This is a genomic window from Variovorax sp. YR566, assembly GCF_051992195.1.
Taxonomy (GTDB): domain Bacteria; phylum Pseudomonadota; class Gammaproteobacteria; order Burkholderiales; family Burkholderiaceae_C; genus Variovorax.
Genome location: NZ_CP197092.1, coordinates 6,460,085 through 6,474,879, shown reverse-complemented (window position 1 = coordinate 6,474,879; position 14,795 = coordinate 6,460,085). Strand labels below are relative to the sequence as shown.

15 protein-coding genes are annotated in these 14,795 nt (G+C 61.7%); 8 read left to right on the top strand and 7 right to left on the bottom strand.

Features of this window, described 5'->3' with window-relative positions:
• The first annotated feature begins 44 nt into the window (after positions 1-44).
• The 5 genes from ACTG4X_RS30315 to ACTG4X_RS30295 all read left to right on the top strand — a co-directional run bounded on the left by ACTG4X_RS30315 (position 45) and on the right by ACTG4X_RS30295 (position 4,703).
• Positions 45-1,001 carry an amino acid ABC transporter substrate-binding protein gene (locus ACTG4X_RS30315; RefSeq protein WP_440532697.1) on the top strand — a complete coding sequence of 319 codons (957 nt, stop codon included), beginning with the start codon at positions 45-47 and terminating at the stop codon, positions 999-1,001.
• A 60-nt stretch (positions 1,002-1,061) separates the two neighbouring features.
• Complete coding sequence (locus ACTG4X_RS30310) at positions 1,062-1,787, top strand: amino acid ABC transporter permease (RefSeq protein WP_440532696.1); 726 nt, start codon at positions 1,062-1,064, stop codon at positions 1,785-1,787.
• An 8-nt stretch (positions 1,788-1,795) separates the two neighbouring features.
• Positions 1,796-2,479, top strand: coding sequence for an amino acid ABC transporter permease (locus ACTG4X_RS30305; RefSeq protein WP_440532695.1), 684 nt, complete (start codon positions 1,796-1,798; stop codon positions 2,477-2,479).
• A 19-nt stretch (positions 2,480-2,498) separates the two neighbouring features.
• Positions 2,499-3,242: an amino acid ABC transporter ATP-binding protein gene (locus tag ACTG4X_RS30300; RefSeq protein WP_440534444.1), complete on the top strand. Its 744-nt coding sequence runs from the start codon at positions 2,499-2,501 to the stop codon at positions 3,240-3,242.
• Positions 3,243-3,600: 358 nt separating this feature from the next.
• A protein-coding gene (locus tag ACTG4X_RS30295) for an IS3 family transposase (RefSeq protein ID WP_440532694.1) occupies positions 3,601-4,703 on the top strand; the annotation gives its coding sequence in 2 pieces (ribosomal slippage) (positions 3,601-3,859 and positions 3,859-4,703; 1,104 coding nt in all).
• A 190-nt stretch (positions 4,704-4,893) separates the two neighbouring features.
• Here ACTG4X_RS30295 and ACTG4X_RS30290 read toward each other — a convergent pair.
• Complete coding sequence (locus ACTG4X_RS30290; protein WP_440532693.1) at positions 4,894-5,361, bottom strand: MarR family winged helix-turn-helix transcriptional regulator; 468 nt, start codon at positions 5,359-5,361, stop codon at positions 4,894-4,896.
• Between the two features lie 83 nt (positions 5,362-5,444).
• On the opposite strand from ACTG4X_RS30290, the gene ACTG4X_RS30285 reads away from it, so the two are divergent.
• The 3 genes from ACTG4X_RS30285 (at position 5,445) to tnpB (ending at position 8,645) form a co-directional block, all read left to right on the top strand.
• Positions 5,445-7,136 carry an FAD-dependent oxidoreductase gene (locus ACTG4X_RS30285; protein ID WP_440532692.1) on the top strand — a complete coding sequence of 564 codons (1,692 nt, stop codon included), beginning with the start codon at positions 5,445-5,447 and terminating at the stop codon, positions 7,134-7,136.
• Between the two features lie 38 nt (positions 7,137-7,174).
• On the top strand, positions 7,175-8,143 hold the full coding sequence (locus ACTG4X_RS30280) for a Bug family tripartite tricarboxylate transporter substrate binding protein (RefSeq protein WP_440532691.1): 969 nt from the start codon (positions 7,175-7,177) through the stop codon (positions 8,141-8,143).
• Between the two features lie 313 nt (positions 8,144-8,456).
• Positions 8,457-8,645: an IS66 family insertion sequence element accessory protein TnpB gene (gene tnpB, locus ACTG4X_RS30275; protein WP_440532690.1), complete on the top strand. Its 189-nt coding sequence runs from the start codon at positions 8,457-8,459 to the stop codon at positions 8,643-8,645.
• 208 nt (positions 8,646-8,853) lie between these two features.
• On the opposite strand, the gene ACTG4X_RS30270 is transcribed toward tnpB, so the two are convergent.
• The 6 genes from ACTG4X_RS30270 to ACTG4X_RS30245 all read right to left on the bottom strand — a co-directional run bounded on the left by ACTG4X_RS30270 (position 8,854) and on the right by ACTG4X_RS30245 (position 14,791).
• Positions 8,854-9,918 (bottom strand): hypothetical protein, encoded by a 1,065-nt coding sequence (locus ACTG4X_RS30270; protein WP_440532689.1) that lies wholly within the window; start codon positions 9,916-9,918, stop codon positions 8,854-8,856.
• 427 nt (positions 9,919-10,345) lie between these two features.
• Positions 10,346-11,050: an ABC transporter ATP-binding protein gene (locus tag ACTG4X_RS30265; protein ID WP_440532688.1), complete on the bottom strand. Its 705-nt coding sequence runs from the start codon at positions 11,048-11,050 to the stop codon at positions 10,346-10,348.
• A complete protein-coding gene (locus ACTG4X_RS30260; protein ID WP_440532687.1) occupies positions 11,043-11,774 on the bottom strand; it encodes an ABC transporter ATP-binding protein in 732 nt (243 codons plus the stop codon). Before ACTG4X_RS30260 ends, ACTG4X_RS30265 begins: the two co-directional genes overlap by 8 nt.
• Complete coding sequence (locus ACTG4X_RS30255; protein WP_440532686.1) at positions 11,771-12,688, bottom strand: branched-chain amino acid ABC transporter permease; 918 nt, start codon at positions 12,686-12,688, stop codon at positions 11,771-11,773. Before ACTG4X_RS30255 ends, ACTG4X_RS30260 begins: the two co-directional genes overlap by 4 nt.
• Positions 12,685-13,560 (bottom strand): branched-chain amino acid ABC transporter permease, encoded by an 876-nt coding sequence (locus ACTG4X_RS30250; protein ID WP_440532685.1) that lies wholly within the window; start codon positions 13,558-13,560, stop codon positions 12,685-12,687. Before ACTG4X_RS30250 ends, ACTG4X_RS30255 begins: the two co-directional genes overlap by 4 nt.
• A 7-nt stretch (positions 13,561-13,567) precedes the next feature.
• The gene (locus tag ACTG4X_RS30245) at positions 13,568-14,791 is read right to left on the bottom strand and encodes an amino acid ABC transporter substrate-binding protein (RefSeq protein WP_440532684.1); all 1,224 of its coding nucleotides are present in this window, start codon (positions 14,789-14,791) and stop codon (positions 13,568-13,570) included.
• Positions 14,792-14,795: the final 4 nt, after the last annotated feature.

The following is a 14,795-nucleotide window of genomic DNA, read 5'->3' as shown; positions in this document are numbered from 1 at the left end:
ACGGCCAAGGGGGCCAACAACAGCCATGACCGAAGACTTCCCCAGTGAGTTGGCGCCAAGCGCCACTCTTCTTCCACCGAGCACCCACACTCAATCCTAGGATAGACATGAAAACACGCTCCCTCTTTCTGGTCCTGGCCTGTTCCCTGGCCATCGCCGGTTCGGCATCCGCGCAAGCCTTGACTGGCACCTTGAAGAAGATCAAGGACACCGGGTCGATCACGCTTGGCGTTCGCGAATCTTCGATTCCGATGGCCTACCTCGACGACAAGCAGCAGCCTGTCGGCTACGCGGTCGACATTTGCAAGAAGATCGTCGAAGCGATCAAGGTCCAACTGGCGATTCCCAATCTCAAGGTTGAGTACCAGCCGGCCAACTCCTCGAACCGCATCGCGCTGGTAACGAATGGCACCATGGATCTCGAATGCGCATCCACCAGCAATCTTGTCGAGCGCCAAAAGCTCGTCGCGTTCTCGGTCACGCACTTCGTCTCCAACATCCGTGCGATCGTGCGCGCGGACTCGCCCTATACCAGCCTGAAATCGCTCAGCGGCAAGCCGATCGCCCTGATCACCGGAATGACTGCAATTCCGATGCTGCAGAAGTACGCGACCGAGAATCAGGTGAACTTCGAGCGCGTCTACGGCAAGGACGTGGCTGAGTCATTCCTTCTGTTTCAGACCAAGCGCGCTGAAGCGTTCGTCTTCGATGACGTGTTGCTGGCATCCATGGCCGCCAACACCGGCGACGCCAAGGCCTTCCGGATTCTGGACGACACGCTGCGCTCGGAACCCAATGCCTTGATGTTCCGCAAGGATGACCCGGCGTTTAAGAAGGTCGTGGACGACACCATCGTCGGTCTCATCAAGTCGGGCGAGATCGAAAAGATCTACGCCAAGTGGTTCCTGCAGCCGATTCCTCCGAAGAACATCAACCTGAACTTCCCGATCTCCAAGGAACTCAAGGAAGCCTTTGCCAAGCCCAACGACAGCGGAATCTAAATAGAAGAGAGGCGAGGAAGACCCAGTCTTCTTCGCCGAAGCAAAGAAGAGGACCGAACGATGCTAGACCTAAACTGGAATTTTCTATTCGAGCCTGACCCCAGTTCCGGCGACCTCATTTGGAAAATGATCGGGACGGGGCTGGGCAACACTTTGAAGTTGTCCATCGCCGCATGGATCATCGCCATGGGGTTGGGCATCACGATCGGCGCGGCCAGAACCGGCAAGAGAAAGACGCTCGCCAAATTGGGAGACGGCTTCGCGGAGTTCTTCCGGAACATCCCATTGATCGTTCAGATGTTCTTGTGGTTCTTCGTCGTGCCCAACTGGATCCCCATCCTCAAGAGCGTCGACTACTCGACATACCAGTTCATATCGGCCGTCCTGGCCCTTGGCCTGTTCACCGCAGCGCGGGTATCGGAGCAGATCCGGGCCGCCATTTTGGCGATGCCGCGAGGACAACGCGCTGCAGGCGAAGCCCTGGGCCTGCGCGGAACGCAGGTCTATCGCTACATCCTGCTTCCCATGGCATTGCGAATCTGCATTCCATCTTTGACCAGCGACACGATGAGTCTCATCAAGAACTCCACCGTGGCGCTCACGATCGGCTACGCCGAGCTCATGTTTCGCAGCGTCAAGGAGGTGGCCGAGACCAACTTCCGCTTCTTTGAGGTCTACGCCATCCTGACGATTCTCTACATCGGGATCTCGATGATGGCGAACAGAGTCATGCGCTACGTTGAAGGCCGCGTCGCCGTGCCTGGATACATCACTTCCAAAGCATAGAGAGTCAAATGGACTACTTCAATACCGAAGCGCTTCTGCGCGGGTTGCCGTACCTTTGGACTGGCCTCAAGTACACGCTCCTGCTGACCGTCGTCGCTTCGACCGTCGGAATCTTTCTCGGCTGCCTGCTGGCGCTTGCGCGCCTCTCGTCCTCGAAGATCCTCTCCAGGTCAGTGGCCGTCTATGTGGACTTCATGCGCTCGACTCCGTTGGTGCTGGTCATTTTCTGGGTGTTTTTCGTTGGACCGCTGGTACTGCAAGTCGTCACCGGCGAGGAGCGGCCCGTGTCCATCGGTGCGAATGTCACGGCCTTCGTGACGTTCTCCATCTTTGAAGCGGCTTATTTCTCCGAGATCATTCGCTCTGGAATCCAGGGTATCCCTCGAGGCCAGATTCATGCAGCACAGGCGATGGGATTCGGGTATGGCCAGTCCATGCGTTTCATCATCCTTCCGCAAGCGTTCAGGCGTGTGCTGCCCGTGCTTCTGACTCAGATCGTCAACCTCTTCCAGGACACCTCGCTCGTTTACGTGATCTCGGCGACTGATTTTCTTGGCGCCGCATCGAAGCTCGCGCAGCGCGATGGTGCGATCACCACGATGTATGTGTTCGTCGCCATCGTCTATTTCGTTGTTTGCTATGCGTTGTCAAAGCTGACAAGACGATTGCATCTCAGGTACGCGAACTTCTGAACAAGGAAACGGTATGTCGATGATTGAAATTGAGAATGTCTCAAAGTGGTACGGAAGCTTCCAGGTCCTGAACGACTGTACGCTCGAACTTGACAAGGGGGATGTCGTGGTGGTGTGCGGTCCTTCGGGATCCGGAAAATCCACGCTGATCAAAACAGTCAATGGCCTCGAAGCCATTCAGAAAGGCCGCATCCGGTTCGGTGGCGAATGCGTGACGGACCTGAAGAACAAGGCCCTGAATCTGCCGCGCATCAGATCCAAGGTCGGCATGGTGTTTCAGCACTTTGAACTCTTCCCGCACCTGTCGGTAGTCGAGAACATCTGCCTTGCCCAGACGAAGGTGCTGGGACGAACGCGCGAGCTGTCGCAGTACAAAGCTGGCCTCATGCTCGATCGCGTCGGTCTGAGGGCGCATATCGACAAGTACCCGGGGCAGTTGTCCGGCGGGCAACAACAGCGCGTCGCTATCGCACGAGCGCTGGCGATGGATCCTCTGGCGATGCTTTTTGACGAGCCAACTTCCGCGTTGGATCCTGAAATGGTCAACGAAGTCCTGGACGTCATGATCGAGTTGGTGAAAGAAGGCATGACCATGATGGTAGTGACTCATGAGATGGGGTTTGCCCGAAAAGTGGCCAACCGTGTTGTCTTCATGGACCATGGCGCGATCGTCGAAGACGTCTGCGCTGCCGATTTCTTCGGCAAGCCGAAAGAACGCAGCGAGCGGGCCGAGCAGTTTCTGTCAAAGATCCTTGCCCATTGAACAAACACATGGCTCAGAAATGGGCCGGTCAACGGTCTGCGCGACCGGCGTCGGCCGGCGTTCGATGGCGTGTGCGGCGGCGCGCATTGTCCCAAGTGTCGTGCCGGAACCGTGCGATGGGCATGGGGACGTTGCTGCCGAAGGATTTGCAATCCGGGGCATTGTCCGGGCGCCGCCTCCGGAGGGGTGCTGCGCAGGACTGGCGAACTCGCGCTCTTGAGGGTTGTCGCTGCCGAAGATGAGGCCGAGCAAGCTGCTGCGGGACGGCGAGTATCGAACGCCGTCGGCAGCATTGACCTGCCCGGTTTCTCCGAGACATTGATTTCTAGGAAGATGGCTCCCGCCCGAAGAGGAGCCCATGAAGAAGAGTCGATTTTCAGAAGAGCAAATGGTCACGATCCTGCGCGAAGCAGATCGTACGACGGTGGCAGAGTCCGCCAAGAAGCACAAGGTCAGCGACGCCACCATCTATGCCTGGCGCAAGCATTTCGGCCAGATGGAAGCCGCCGACGTCAAGCGTTTGAAGGCCCTGGAGCTTGAGAACAGCCGATTGAAGAAGCTCCTTGCCGAGAAAGACCTGGACCTCGAGATCCTCAAGGAGATCAACGCAAAAAAATGGTGAGCCCGCTGGCTCGGCGCGAGCAACTGGCCTTCGTGCGCGCACGGGGCTTGAGTCTGCGCCGCGCCTGCGGGCTCATTGGCATGTCACGCGCCACGCCCAGCTACGAGCTGCGCCTGCCCGCCAAGGATGCGCCGGTGCTCGCGGCGATGAAGGCACTGTCGGCCCAGTATCCGCGCTACGGCTATCGCCGAATTCGCGTGTTCCTGCGTCGCAGCGGCTTCGAGCTGAGTTGGTCACGCACACATCGCCTGTGGCGCCAGGCAGGCCTGCTGGTGCCCCGCAAGCGGCCACGCAAGCGCATCGCCTCGGTGCGCCCGCGCATCCACACGCCGTTCAAGGCCAACATGGTCTGGGCCTACGACTTCGTCTTCGACAGCACGGCCAGTGGTCAGCAGATCAAATGCCTGACCGTGGTGGACGAATACACCCGCGAGTGCTTGGCCATCGATGTGGCCGGGGCCATTCGCTCCAAGCGCGTCATCGAGGTGTTGTCGCGCCTGGTGCGCCTGTATGGGGCGCCGCTGTTCATGCGCTCGGACAACGGGCCCGAGTTCGTCAGCCAGGCCATCCTGGAGTGGATCGCGCACGCCGGCATCGCCACCGTGCTCAACGACCCGGGCAAGCCTTGGCAGAACGGCACCGACGAGAGCTTCAACGGCAAATTCCGTGATGAGTGCCTGTCCATCGAGTGGTTCCGCTCGCGCCGCGAAGCCGCCGTCCTGATCGAAGCCTGGCGCAATCACTACAACGAGGTACGTCCCCACAGCAGCCTGCAATACTTGACCCCGGCAGAGTTCAAACAGGAACTCCGCCTAGAACTGCAACCCGCCGTCTTCTAGGAAAAACTGTCTCGACTAAACCGAGCAGGTCACTTCCAGGCGCAGGACCCGCTGGGGTGTACGACGAGACCCGCCTCGAGGGAATCGGCCGCATCGGCATCGCGGAAGCACCGATTCAGTGGCCCGTGGTCGACGCGGGATCGGGCGGCACGCGCGACGAGTGCTGCGTCAAGGCCGGCCCCGGGGCCGCTCACGAACCACTTGCTTCATCTGTCGTCGCATAGCGCGCGATGTCGTTCAGAAGGATGTCCATGGCCGGTACTCCAACCGCTTGAGTCATCTCGCACTGGGCATGCACGATGGCGCGCCCGAACGCGTCCAGCCACACCAATCCCGCATGAGTGAAGCGCACGACGCGGGCACGCCCATCGGCCGGATCCGGCACGCGTTCGACCAGTCCCAGTGTTTCGCACTGGTCGATCAACTCTGTCATCGCGGCATTGGTCATGGCCGCGCGTCGGGCGAGCTCGGTGATGCGCGTGCCCTCGAGGTCCAGATGGCGCGTCAGGTTCACGTGCGAGCGCCGGGTTTGGGACTGCCCCGCTTCCTGCATGAGGTCCATGACGCGGTCTTCGAAACGGCGCAATGCGTTGTCAAGCACGCGGCCCGGGTTGTGGTGTCGCCAGCGGTAGGCCCGCGGCAGGGCGGAGTTGGTCATGGTATTTCCCCTAATGGTGATGAAATATTGCTTAGGTAACCTAAGTAATATTGAATCTGAACTTCCAGCGAGCAAGATAGCCGATGACTGCCGACCCCTTCTCCGCAAGCCAGCCAGCGCTCGTGACAGACGTGCTGATCTCTGGCGGCGGCCCCTGTGGTTTGATGCTGGCCAACGAACTTGGCCGGCGTGGCATCCGTTGCTTGATGGTGGATGCAAAGCCGAGCACTGCCTTCAATCCTCAGGCGAACGCCACCCAGGCCCGCACGATGGAGCACTTTCGGCGTTTGGGATTTGCTCACGAAGTCCGTGCCCAAGGCTTGCCGCCAAACCATCCAACGGACATTGCCTACTTCACCCGCTACACGCAGCATGAACTTGCACGCCTGGCCTTGCCGACGGCCGCGGAAGCAATCGCCGGGGTCAGATCGAGGACGGGTTCATGGAGCGCAGCAGAACTGCCGCATCGCGTGTCGCAGAAGTTCGTCGAGCAGACATTGCGCCGCCACGCGCAAACCTGGCCGTCGGTCGACATGCGGTATGGCTGGGCGCTGGAGTGCTTCCATGACAACGGCCAGTCGGTCGACGCAATCGTGCGGCCTACCGACGATGGCCCTGCACAGAAGGTGAATGCCCGATACCTCGTCGGTGCCGATGGTGCACGCAGCCTGGTTCGGCGCGAACTGGGCATCGAATGGGAAGGGGTCACCGGTATTCAGCGCGAATTCATGGGGGGAAAGATGTTTGCTGCCTACCTGCGCGCACCCGGCTTCCTGTCGGTGTTGAAGCATCCCAAGGCATGGATGTATGTCGCCGTCAACCATGGCCGCCGCGCATTCATGGCTTCAGTGGATGGCGTGGCGGAGTACGCGTTTCATGCGGCGTTGAAGCCGGGAGAAGACGCAGAGAACTGGACTGACGAGGACGCGCGCCGCGTCTTCGCCGAGGCCGTAGGCGTCGATCTGCCGGTGGAGGTTCTTTCGAAGGGGACATGGCTGGCTGGCCATGCATTGGTGGCGCAGCGTTTCCAACAGGGGCGCGTATTCATTGCGGGTGACGCTGCGCATTTGTTCACTCCTACCGGCGGTCTGGGCTACAACACCGCGGTTGAAGATGCGGTGAACCTCGGATGGAAGCTTGCGAGTGTCATTCGTTCCCAGGCGCCCGAGGCCCTTCTGGACAGCTACGAATTCGAACGCAAGCGGATCGCTGAACGCAACACCGGGTTTGCACGGCGCTTCGCGGATTCAGTGGGACTTTTCGTCGCGAGGCCTGAGCTGGAAGATGACTCCGAAAGTGGTGCCGCGGAACGCAGCCTCGCGGCGCGGCACCTCAACGAGCATGCGCGCCTCGAGTTTGACATCCCCGGTGTGACGTTCGGTGGCCGCTATGACGGTTCGCCCATCATCTTTGGCGACGGCGCATCACTGCCACCTGGCGAGCCCAATGCCTATGTGCACACGGCCAGCCCCGGCGGTCGGCCGCCGCATGCCTGGCTGGACGACGGGCGATCGCTTTTCGACCTATTCCATGTTGAGTGGACCTTGTTGGCTCTCGGACCCGATGTGCCATCCATCGCCGGATTCGAGAAGGCGGCCCACGATGCGTCCGTGGATTTGCGGGTCGTGCGGCTGCCGTTCGCATTGCTGCGCGAACTGTATGAAGCGCCGCTCGTGCTCATTCGTCCCGACCAGATCGTCGCATGGCGCGGATCTACAGCCGACGGGGCGGGGGACGTGTTGTCCCGCGTGAACGGGAGAGGCTCCGGCGCCTGATACCTGATGCATGGCAAGAAAACGACTAGGAGACATTCATGACAGAAGTTCGAGGCTTTTTCACTCGATTCATGGCCGTACTTTTCACCCTGACCCTTGCCGCAGCGCCGGTCTTCGCGCAAACATGGCCGAACAAGCCGGTTCGCATGGTGGTTGCGTTTCCGCCGGGAACGCCAGGCGATGTCATTGCTCGCCTGATTCAGCCCGCGCTGCAGTCGGCCTGGGGGCAAGCCGTCGTGGTTGAAAACAAGCCCGGGGCAGGGGGAAATCTTGCTGCTGGCGAGGTCGCCCAGGCCAAGGATGGCCACACATTGCTCGTGGGGCCTGATACCGTACTCACGATCAACCCGCACCTGTACAAGAAGCTGAGCTTTGACCCGCGGAGCTCGCTGCAGCCGGTGACCTACTTCGCCAGCTTCAATCAGATGCTGGTTTGCAATCCCGGCGCCGGCATCGCATCGCTGGAGGCGTTTTCTCGACTGCCTTCCACCAAGCTCTATGCATCGGGCGGGGCGGGAACGCCGAGCCACATGACCATGGAGCTGTTGCTGTCGACCTTGGGCACGAGGCTCACGCATGTTCCCTACAAAGGGCCGGGGCCGGCTGCGCAAGATGTGATCGCCGGTCATGTCGACTGCGGCTTCATCGTCTCGTCCGTCGTGCTGCCTTACGTTCAGAGCGGCCGACTGCGTGCGATCGCCGTGTCCGGCAAGGAGCGCTCGGTGGTCCTGACGGGCGTGCCGACCGTGGCCGAGAGTGGGCATCCAGGGTTCGACGCGACCTTCTTCGAAACCCTGATGGCTCCTGCCGGACTGCCAGCCGCAGTGGTCGACAAGATTCAGCACGACGTGCGCCTTGTGTTGCTCGCTCCGTCGATGAAGGCGCGTCTTGCCGACATGGACCTGCGCGTCGAAGCCAGTACGCCGCAGCAAGCCCGGCAGCGAAGCCACGAGGACTCCGCAAAGTGGGAGGGCGTGGCGCAGCGGACCGGCCTGCGGCTGGATTGAGAAACTGGCAAGCGATCTCCTGGCCCGAAACACCATTAGGAGGCACCTGCGAGCGCAGACAGGGGCGTCGCGGTATGCCAGGCGGTCAGCCCGAGGAGGCCGGCCGCGTTCGCACCGTCTGTCGCCAGAACATGGTGCTCGATCCCAAGGCAGTATGGATCGCCGCAGGCGCGCCCTGCGCGAGATCGCACTTTTCCTCACCCGAACGAGCGTTCGCGGTGTGGCGTTCAAGGGCAGTCTGGATGACTTGGTCGGACGGAGCATTCGGGTAGTTGTCGTTGCCTAGCTCCTTGCCAACCGGTGGGCCAATCGCATGAAGGTCCTCGTGCACGATGGCATCGGCATCTGGCTGTGCGCACGTCGTCTGCACCACGGCCGCTTCCTCAGGACCAACGCGAGCCTGGGCACGCAGATGGCGATGACGCGTGAGCAGCTCGACGCGCTCGTGCTCGGACTGCCCTGGCAGCGCCTCGGTGCAGCTGGCGTCATCACCTTGGTGTGATCGCTCGGTCAGCCGCGTCGACGAACTGCTGCTGCATTGCTGGCAACACAGCTGACGGCCTGCTTGTGCACGACCTGTCGCTGCATCACCGGAACTGACTACATTCAAAATCGCTCTTGGGACGACCGCTTTGTGATTGCCTCGATCGACGGTAGCGGCGCCAAGACGGCAGTACAGCGCCCTTGAAAGAACTCACTCGAAATCGAAACTATCCCAGGAGCTCGCGGCAGTCGAGGTCTTCGACTGCGAGGCATACGCGCTCGAAGTTGTTCCACCAGATCACTGAAGGAATTCCGTTCGCGTGCTGCCAGATCGGGGTTGTGAGCAGCCAGAGCACCGAAAGCCTGTAGTCATCTTGCAATGCGCGCCGATCGTAGCCCTGTACACCATGCGCGACCAGTTCATCGTGGAAGCTGTCGAGCAAGCGGTTCTCGCATCGCTGCCGCAGATCGGGGTACCACTGCTGGGCCATCATGCATGCGAGGTCATCCGATCCGGTGTTGACCTGCCAGGCATCCCAGTCGAACAACCTGCCACCGTCTTTCGCGCTGTCGCGCGGCAGAAAGCAATTCCAAACGTGCGCATCGCCCTGGACGACGGTCATATGACGGTGCGATTGGTAGCGTGCAGCGAGCTGCGGCGCGGCCTCGAACAAGCGCTCGTAGAGAGCACGTCTTTCTCCGGCAAGCCGATCACCCATTTCATCGGCGAAGCTCGCGAACTGCGCGACCGCGACTCCTGTCGCTTTTTCGTGGGCTTGCGTGTCCTGCCACGTGCCGATCGTCACGCCAAGCCGAGCGTCATCCCACCACGCACTTTGGGAACGGGCGTGTGTCCGGACGATGGCGTCGCACTGCGCGAAGGTCGGAGGGACTGGCCAGCGGGTCGCGATCACGTGAGTGTCGGTGAAGTCTTCCAGCAGAAGATGCCAGGTGCCGGTGTCACTGTCCCATTCGGCATCGAAGCAATGAGGCACGATCCCGGAAGGCATGCAGGGCGCGAGATCGCGGTAGAACGCGACCTCTCGCTTGCCGCCAACCCATGGCCCGCCAGCCCGTTCGGAGAGCCCGGCTTTCAGGATGAGCGTTGTAGGCGCCTCAGATGCGGCGTCGGCAAAAGTTAACCGCAATCTGAAGATGTGCGACAGCACGGTCGAGTAAGACGTCTCTACCGACACTGCGGTCAAACGATTTTGACCGAGTCGCTTCGACCTGAGCAGCACCTCGTTGAGCTTCTCCAGCTCGGCAATTTTCGGCAGGGATGGGCTTGCCATGCCAAATTATGATCGGCCTCAGCCTGAAGTGCGAGATGGGTCAGCATGCGCTCTAAGGGTGACAACGGAGGTCCAGTCTCCCCCTGCGAAATGCGCCATATGGTCAAGATGGGGTTGTCGTCCGCTGACTGACCAAGAACGAGGAGGCCGAATTTCTCGCGGCTCTGCCCTCCTGGGCGAACAACGGACCCATCGCGTGAGGCGCCGACGGAAGGTGAGATGGCACGGGTGCAAGAGGATGGCGCTGTCCTCGGGTCCTGGCGGGCAAGGATCGGCCAGCGGGTGACGGTCTCGGCGGCCCGACGACCGGGTGTTCGGCACGGCTGCCACGCCCGTGGCGGGACTCGCCTTGCCGCACCGCTGCTTGCAGGGGATGGCGCCGGACCGAGGGTTGCGACGCGCGACCTGGCGCGTGCCGGGTTGCCGGTCAGCCTCCGAGATAGGCACGCTGGACTGCTTCGCTTGCGAGCAGCCGCTGCGCGTCGTCCTCGCCGACGATGCGGCCTTGTTCCAGCAGGTAGCCTCGGCTGGAGAGCGCGAGGCTGCGCCTGGCGTTCTGCTCGACCAGCAGAATCGAGACCCTGTCGTCGCGCACACGCGCCAAGGATTTGAACAGCTCCGACACCATCAGCGGCGAGAGGCCCAGCGACGGCTCGTCGAGGAGAAGGACATCCGGGCTGGACATCAGGGCGCGGCCGATTGCAACCATCTGCTGCTCGCCGCCGCTCATTGTTCGCACGCTTTGAGTCAAGCGTTCACGAAGCCTCGGAAACAGCTCGAGGACGCGTGCGAGGTTGCGCTGCTCGCTGGCGCGTGCACGTCGCGGGTAGGCGCCCAGAAAAATATTCTCCCTGACCGTCAGATCTCCGAAGATGCCGCGCCCCTCCGGCACGAGTGCGATGCCGGCCTCGACGCGCTGGTCTGCCTTCAGCCCGGTCAGCGGCTTGCCGTTCAGAACGAAGCTCGCGCCGTCTGTCGGCATCAGACCGGCGATGCACCGCAGCAAGGTGGACTTTCCAGCTCCGTTCGCCCCCAGGACGCTGACCACCTGTCCCGCCCCCACGTTGATCGCGACGTCAGCCAGCGCTCTGTGTTTTCCGTAGTGGGCACTCAGCGCCTTGACCTCAAGCATCGTCGTCTCCCAAGTAGGCTCGTACCACCTCGGGGTCCGCCAGGACCGAGGCGGCCGTACCACGGGCAATCCGTTGCCCCGCATTCATCACGACGCAGTGATCGCACAGCGATCTCACGGCCTCCAACACATGCTCCACCATCAGGATCGACACACCTTCGTGCTTGAGCGAACGCACCAGATCGATGGCTTGAAGAAGCTCTGTCGGATTGAGCCCCGCCAGCCATTCGTCGAGCAGCAAGACCCTCGGGCGACTCGCGAGGCAGCGCGCGAGCTCGAGCCGCTTCTGGTCGATGTAAGTCAGATCCTCGGCGCGATGGGATGCGCGAGCCGCCAATCCGACGCGATCGAGCAACGCCATTGCGGGGGTGGTTGCCTCGCGGCCGAACAGGTGACCGTGGGTGAACGACATGCCGGCAACCGTGTTCTCCAGCACTGTCATCGTCTTGAAGAGACGCACCAGTTGATAGGTCCGAGAGATACCGAGGCGAGCCACCTTGAAGTTGGGGGCCCCGGCTGTCTCGAGTCCATCGAGTTTCACCGAGCCCCGGTCAGGGCGGAGCGCGCCACTGATCAGGTTGAGCGCGGTGGTCTTGCCGGAACCGTTGGGCCCCAAGAGGCCGACGATCTCTCCCTTGCCGACTTCGAGCGAGAGGCCTTCGACGGCCTTCAGGCCACCGAAGCGACGTGAAAGACCCTTCACATCCAGAAGCGGCTTGCTCACTTGACCTTCCTCCAAAGCTTCTCGACGATGCCCAGAAGCCCTCGGGGGAGCAGATAGACGATCACCAGGAAGATGGCGCCCAACACGATGCTGAAGTGGTCCGGAAAATACTTGGTCAGGACTTCGAAAGCCAGCACCAGAGGCACCACCCCAAGGATGGGGCCGTAGAACGCCGCAACGCCTCCCAGCAGCGCCATCACGACGACCTGAAACGATACCAAGGAGTTGAAGGCGATCGACGGCTCGATGTAAGTCCATCGCGGGGCAACGATGGCCCCGGCGACCGACATGAACATGGCCGTGCCCGTCAGCACCGCAAGGCGCACGCCGACCGTATTGATGCCGCAACTGCGGGCGGCCGATTCATCCTCGCCAATGAGCCGCAATGCAAAGCCCAGGCGCGATTTCGAGAGCCAAGCGCCCAGTGCCCACAGCAGTGCCAACAGGATCAGCAACTGCCAATAGATCTGCGCAGGGCTGGTCTCGAGGAAGACGTATCGTCCGACGGAGCCGACGAATTTTGATTCGTACCAGGTGACAAGCTGGCGAATGAGTTCAGCGATCCCGAAGCTGAACACGACGAAGTACATCCCGGAAAGCCGCAGCGTGCAGAGGCCGATCAGCAGTGCAAGCGCACCTCCCAGCAGGGCGGAAACGACCAGGACAAGCGGCCAGGGCAGCACTTCCGCGAGCATGGCAACGCTATAGCATCCCACGCCGAAGAATGCGACCGTCGCCAGCGAGATGAACCTCGTGGTCCCGCAGAAGATGCCCCATGCCGTGGCCAGATTCGCATAAAGCAGCAGGTTGATGAGCAAGGACGTCGTGTAGTCGTTGCCTGTCGCCGGCGCGAACGCCAAGACGATGAAGGCGACGAGCGACGCAATCAGGAAGCTCGTGGAGCTGGATTTCATCGGCTGGTCCTCCCGAACAGGCCGGAAGGACGAAACACCAGCACGAGAAGGAAGATGGCGTAGTTTGCGGCCAGCGTCAGGCCAGGGTCCACGTAGGTCGCGACGAAACTCTCACTCAGGCCGAGCAACAGGGCGGCAAACACGCATCCAATGAAGTTGCCGACGCCACCCATGATGACGACGATCAGCGCCTTCATCGTGAAAAGAACCCCCATCGTCGCGCTGAAGGTGGAGAACATGCTGACCAGTACGCCGGCCACCACCACCAAGGCAGTTCCGATCGCGAACGCGAACATCGCAATCTTCGTCACGTCGATGGCCACGAGTGGCGCCGACGCGGGGTCGACGGCGACGGCGCGCAGGGCCGTTCCCATGCGGGTTCGCGTCAGCAGCAAGAAGAGCGATGCGCCAAGAGCCAGCGCCACGACAAGAGCCAGCAATCGATTGGCGGCAATGGTGGTGCCGAGTACCTCGACCGGAATCGACAGGTAGGAGTAACTCATGTAGTTGCCGCCGAACATCGCGAGCATCACGCCCTGGACAACGAACAGGAGGCCGAAGGTAGACAAGATGCTGTCGCCCTCCAGCGCGTCCCGGCTCCGCGCACGCCTTACGAGTGGGAGGAATGCAATGCGGTAGAGCAGCGCACCGGCGCAGGCTGCCAAAGGCACCAGCACGATCAGCGAGACCAGCGGCGAGATGCCGTTGTGTGTGAACAGGACCAATCCGCCCAGCGCCGCAGCGATAAGCATCTCGCCGTAGGCCAGATTGAGGATGCGCGCGACCCCGTATTGCAGATTGAGGCCCAAGGCAACGAGCGCGTACGTGCCTCCCAGCGTCAGCCCGAAAATCAATGCATCGATCAACCGCATGGTGGGCCTAGGCGGCTTTCCAGGCGGGCTTGGCGACGGGCTCTTTGGCGCCTTTCTGCTTCGGGGCGATGCCGAAGAACGTACCGCCCTGCCACTGTCCGACCGTCCATCCGCCTGCGAGGATGTGGTTGTCGAACTTGAGCGCTCCGGCCACGGTGTCGAACGTCGTGGACCCGAGGGCCTTGACGATCGCCGGGCGATCGATCTTTCCGACCTTTTCGATGGCCTGCTGCAGCGCCTGGAGCCCGGCGTAGCATAGCGCGCTGACCCATTGCTCCGGCGGCTGTCCCGTCAGCGCGGTGTGCCGGGCGACATAGGCCCTGAGGGCTTCCGTGTCCGGATTCCAGCCCCCTGGGCCCATCACCCCCTCAGTGTTCGCCCCAAACTTCTGGGCATAGAGCGGCAATGCCGTCCCGACGCCGGCATAGAACAGCTTCGGATTGAAGCCGCGCACCCGCGCGGACTCCGTTAAGCCAAGCGTGTCGGGCGGATAGCTGAAGCCGAGGAATATGTCGGGGTTCGTGCGCTGGGCGTTGGCGATCAGGGGGGTCATGTCTTGCGACGTGATCGGATAGCTGCTGTCGAGGACGAGTTCAAACTTAGCTGCTTTCAACGACTTCCGCGCGGCGGCTGCCAGTTCCAGGCCGAACTGGTCGGTGACATTCACCATCGCGACCTTGCTGCCGATCTTGCCTTCGGTGCGCATCTGCGACATCACCGCGACGACGGCGTCCGAGTACGAGGACGCGGTCGCCAGCAGACTGAACATGTTGTCCCACCGCTTCACCAACTCGGGCATCCGGTCGGTGATGCAGCTGGGCATGATCATGGGAAAATTGCCCTTGTGAAAGGCTGGCGCCACCGCGAGATTCATGCCGGTGCCCCAGGGGGGCAGCAGGAAGTCGACCTTGTCCTGGTTGACCAAGCGCTCGATCGCACGAACGGCTTCCTCCGGCTGGCTGCGATCGTCGTACTCGATGACCTCGACACGACGCTTGCTTGCGCCGACCGCAACGCCGCCGGCCTTGTTGACGTCATCTACCCACAGCTTGTAGGTCGGGATCTGCGCCGAAGCTGCGCCGCCTGCAAACGGCCCCGTCTTCGAGATCGCGTAACCGATCTTGATCGGGTCGCTGGTCTGCGCCCGAACCAGCGCGGCAGGGACCGACGCGGCGAGGGCCGCGCCTCCGAGGACGCGGACGAAATCTCGGCGGTGTTGATGCGAAGTCATGGTG

Coding starts and splice junctions, on each gene's coding strand:
- ACTG4X_RS30300 (WP_440534444.1), top strand. CDS start 2,499: ATGATTGAAATTGAGAATGTCTCAAAGTGGTACGGAAGCTTCCAGGTC.
- ACTG4X_RS30285 (WP_440532692.1), top strand. CDS start 5,445: ATGACTGCCGACCCCTTCTCCGCAAGCCAGCCAGCGCTCGTGACAGAC.
- ACTG4X_RS30250 (WP_440532685.1), bottom strand. CDS start 13,560: ATGCGGTTGATCGATGCATTGATTTTCGGGCTGACGCTGGGAGGCACG.
- ACTG4X_RS30290 (WP_440532693.1), bottom strand. CDS start 5,361: ATGACCAACTCCGCCCTGCCGCGGGCCTACCGCTGGCGACACCACAAC.
- ACTG4X_RS30270 (WP_440532689.1), bottom strand. CDS start 9,918: ATGGCAAGCCCATCCCTGCCGAAAATTGCCGAGCTGGAGAAGCTCAAC.
- ACTG4X_RS30265 (WP_440532688.1), bottom strand. CDS start 11,050: ATGCTTGAGGTCAAGGCGCTGAGTGCCCACTACGGAAAACACAGAGCG.
- ACTG4X_RS30305 (WP_440532695.1), top strand. CDS start 1,796: ATGGACTACTTCAATACCGAAGCGCTTCTGCGCGGGTTGCCGTACCTT.
- ACTG4X_RS30255 (WP_440532686.1), bottom strand. CDS start 12,688: ATGAAATCCAGCTCCACGAGCTTCCTGATTGCGTCGCTCGTCGCCTTC.
- ACTG4X_RS30245 (WP_440532684.1), bottom strand. CDS start 14,791: ATGACTTCGCATCAACACCGCCGAGATTTCGTCCGCGTCCTCGGAGGC.
- tnpB (WP_440532690.1), top strand. CDS start 8,457: ATGAAGGTCCTCGTGCACGATGGCATCGGCATCTGGCTGTGCGCACGT.
- ACTG4X_RS30310 (WP_440532696.1), top strand. CDS start 1,062: ATGCTAGACCTAAACTGGAATTTTCTATTCGAGCCTGACCCCAGTTCC.
- ACTG4X_RS30280 (WP_440532691.1), top strand. CDS start 7,175: ATGACAGAAGTTCGAGGCTTTTTCACTCGATTCATGGCCGTACTTTTC.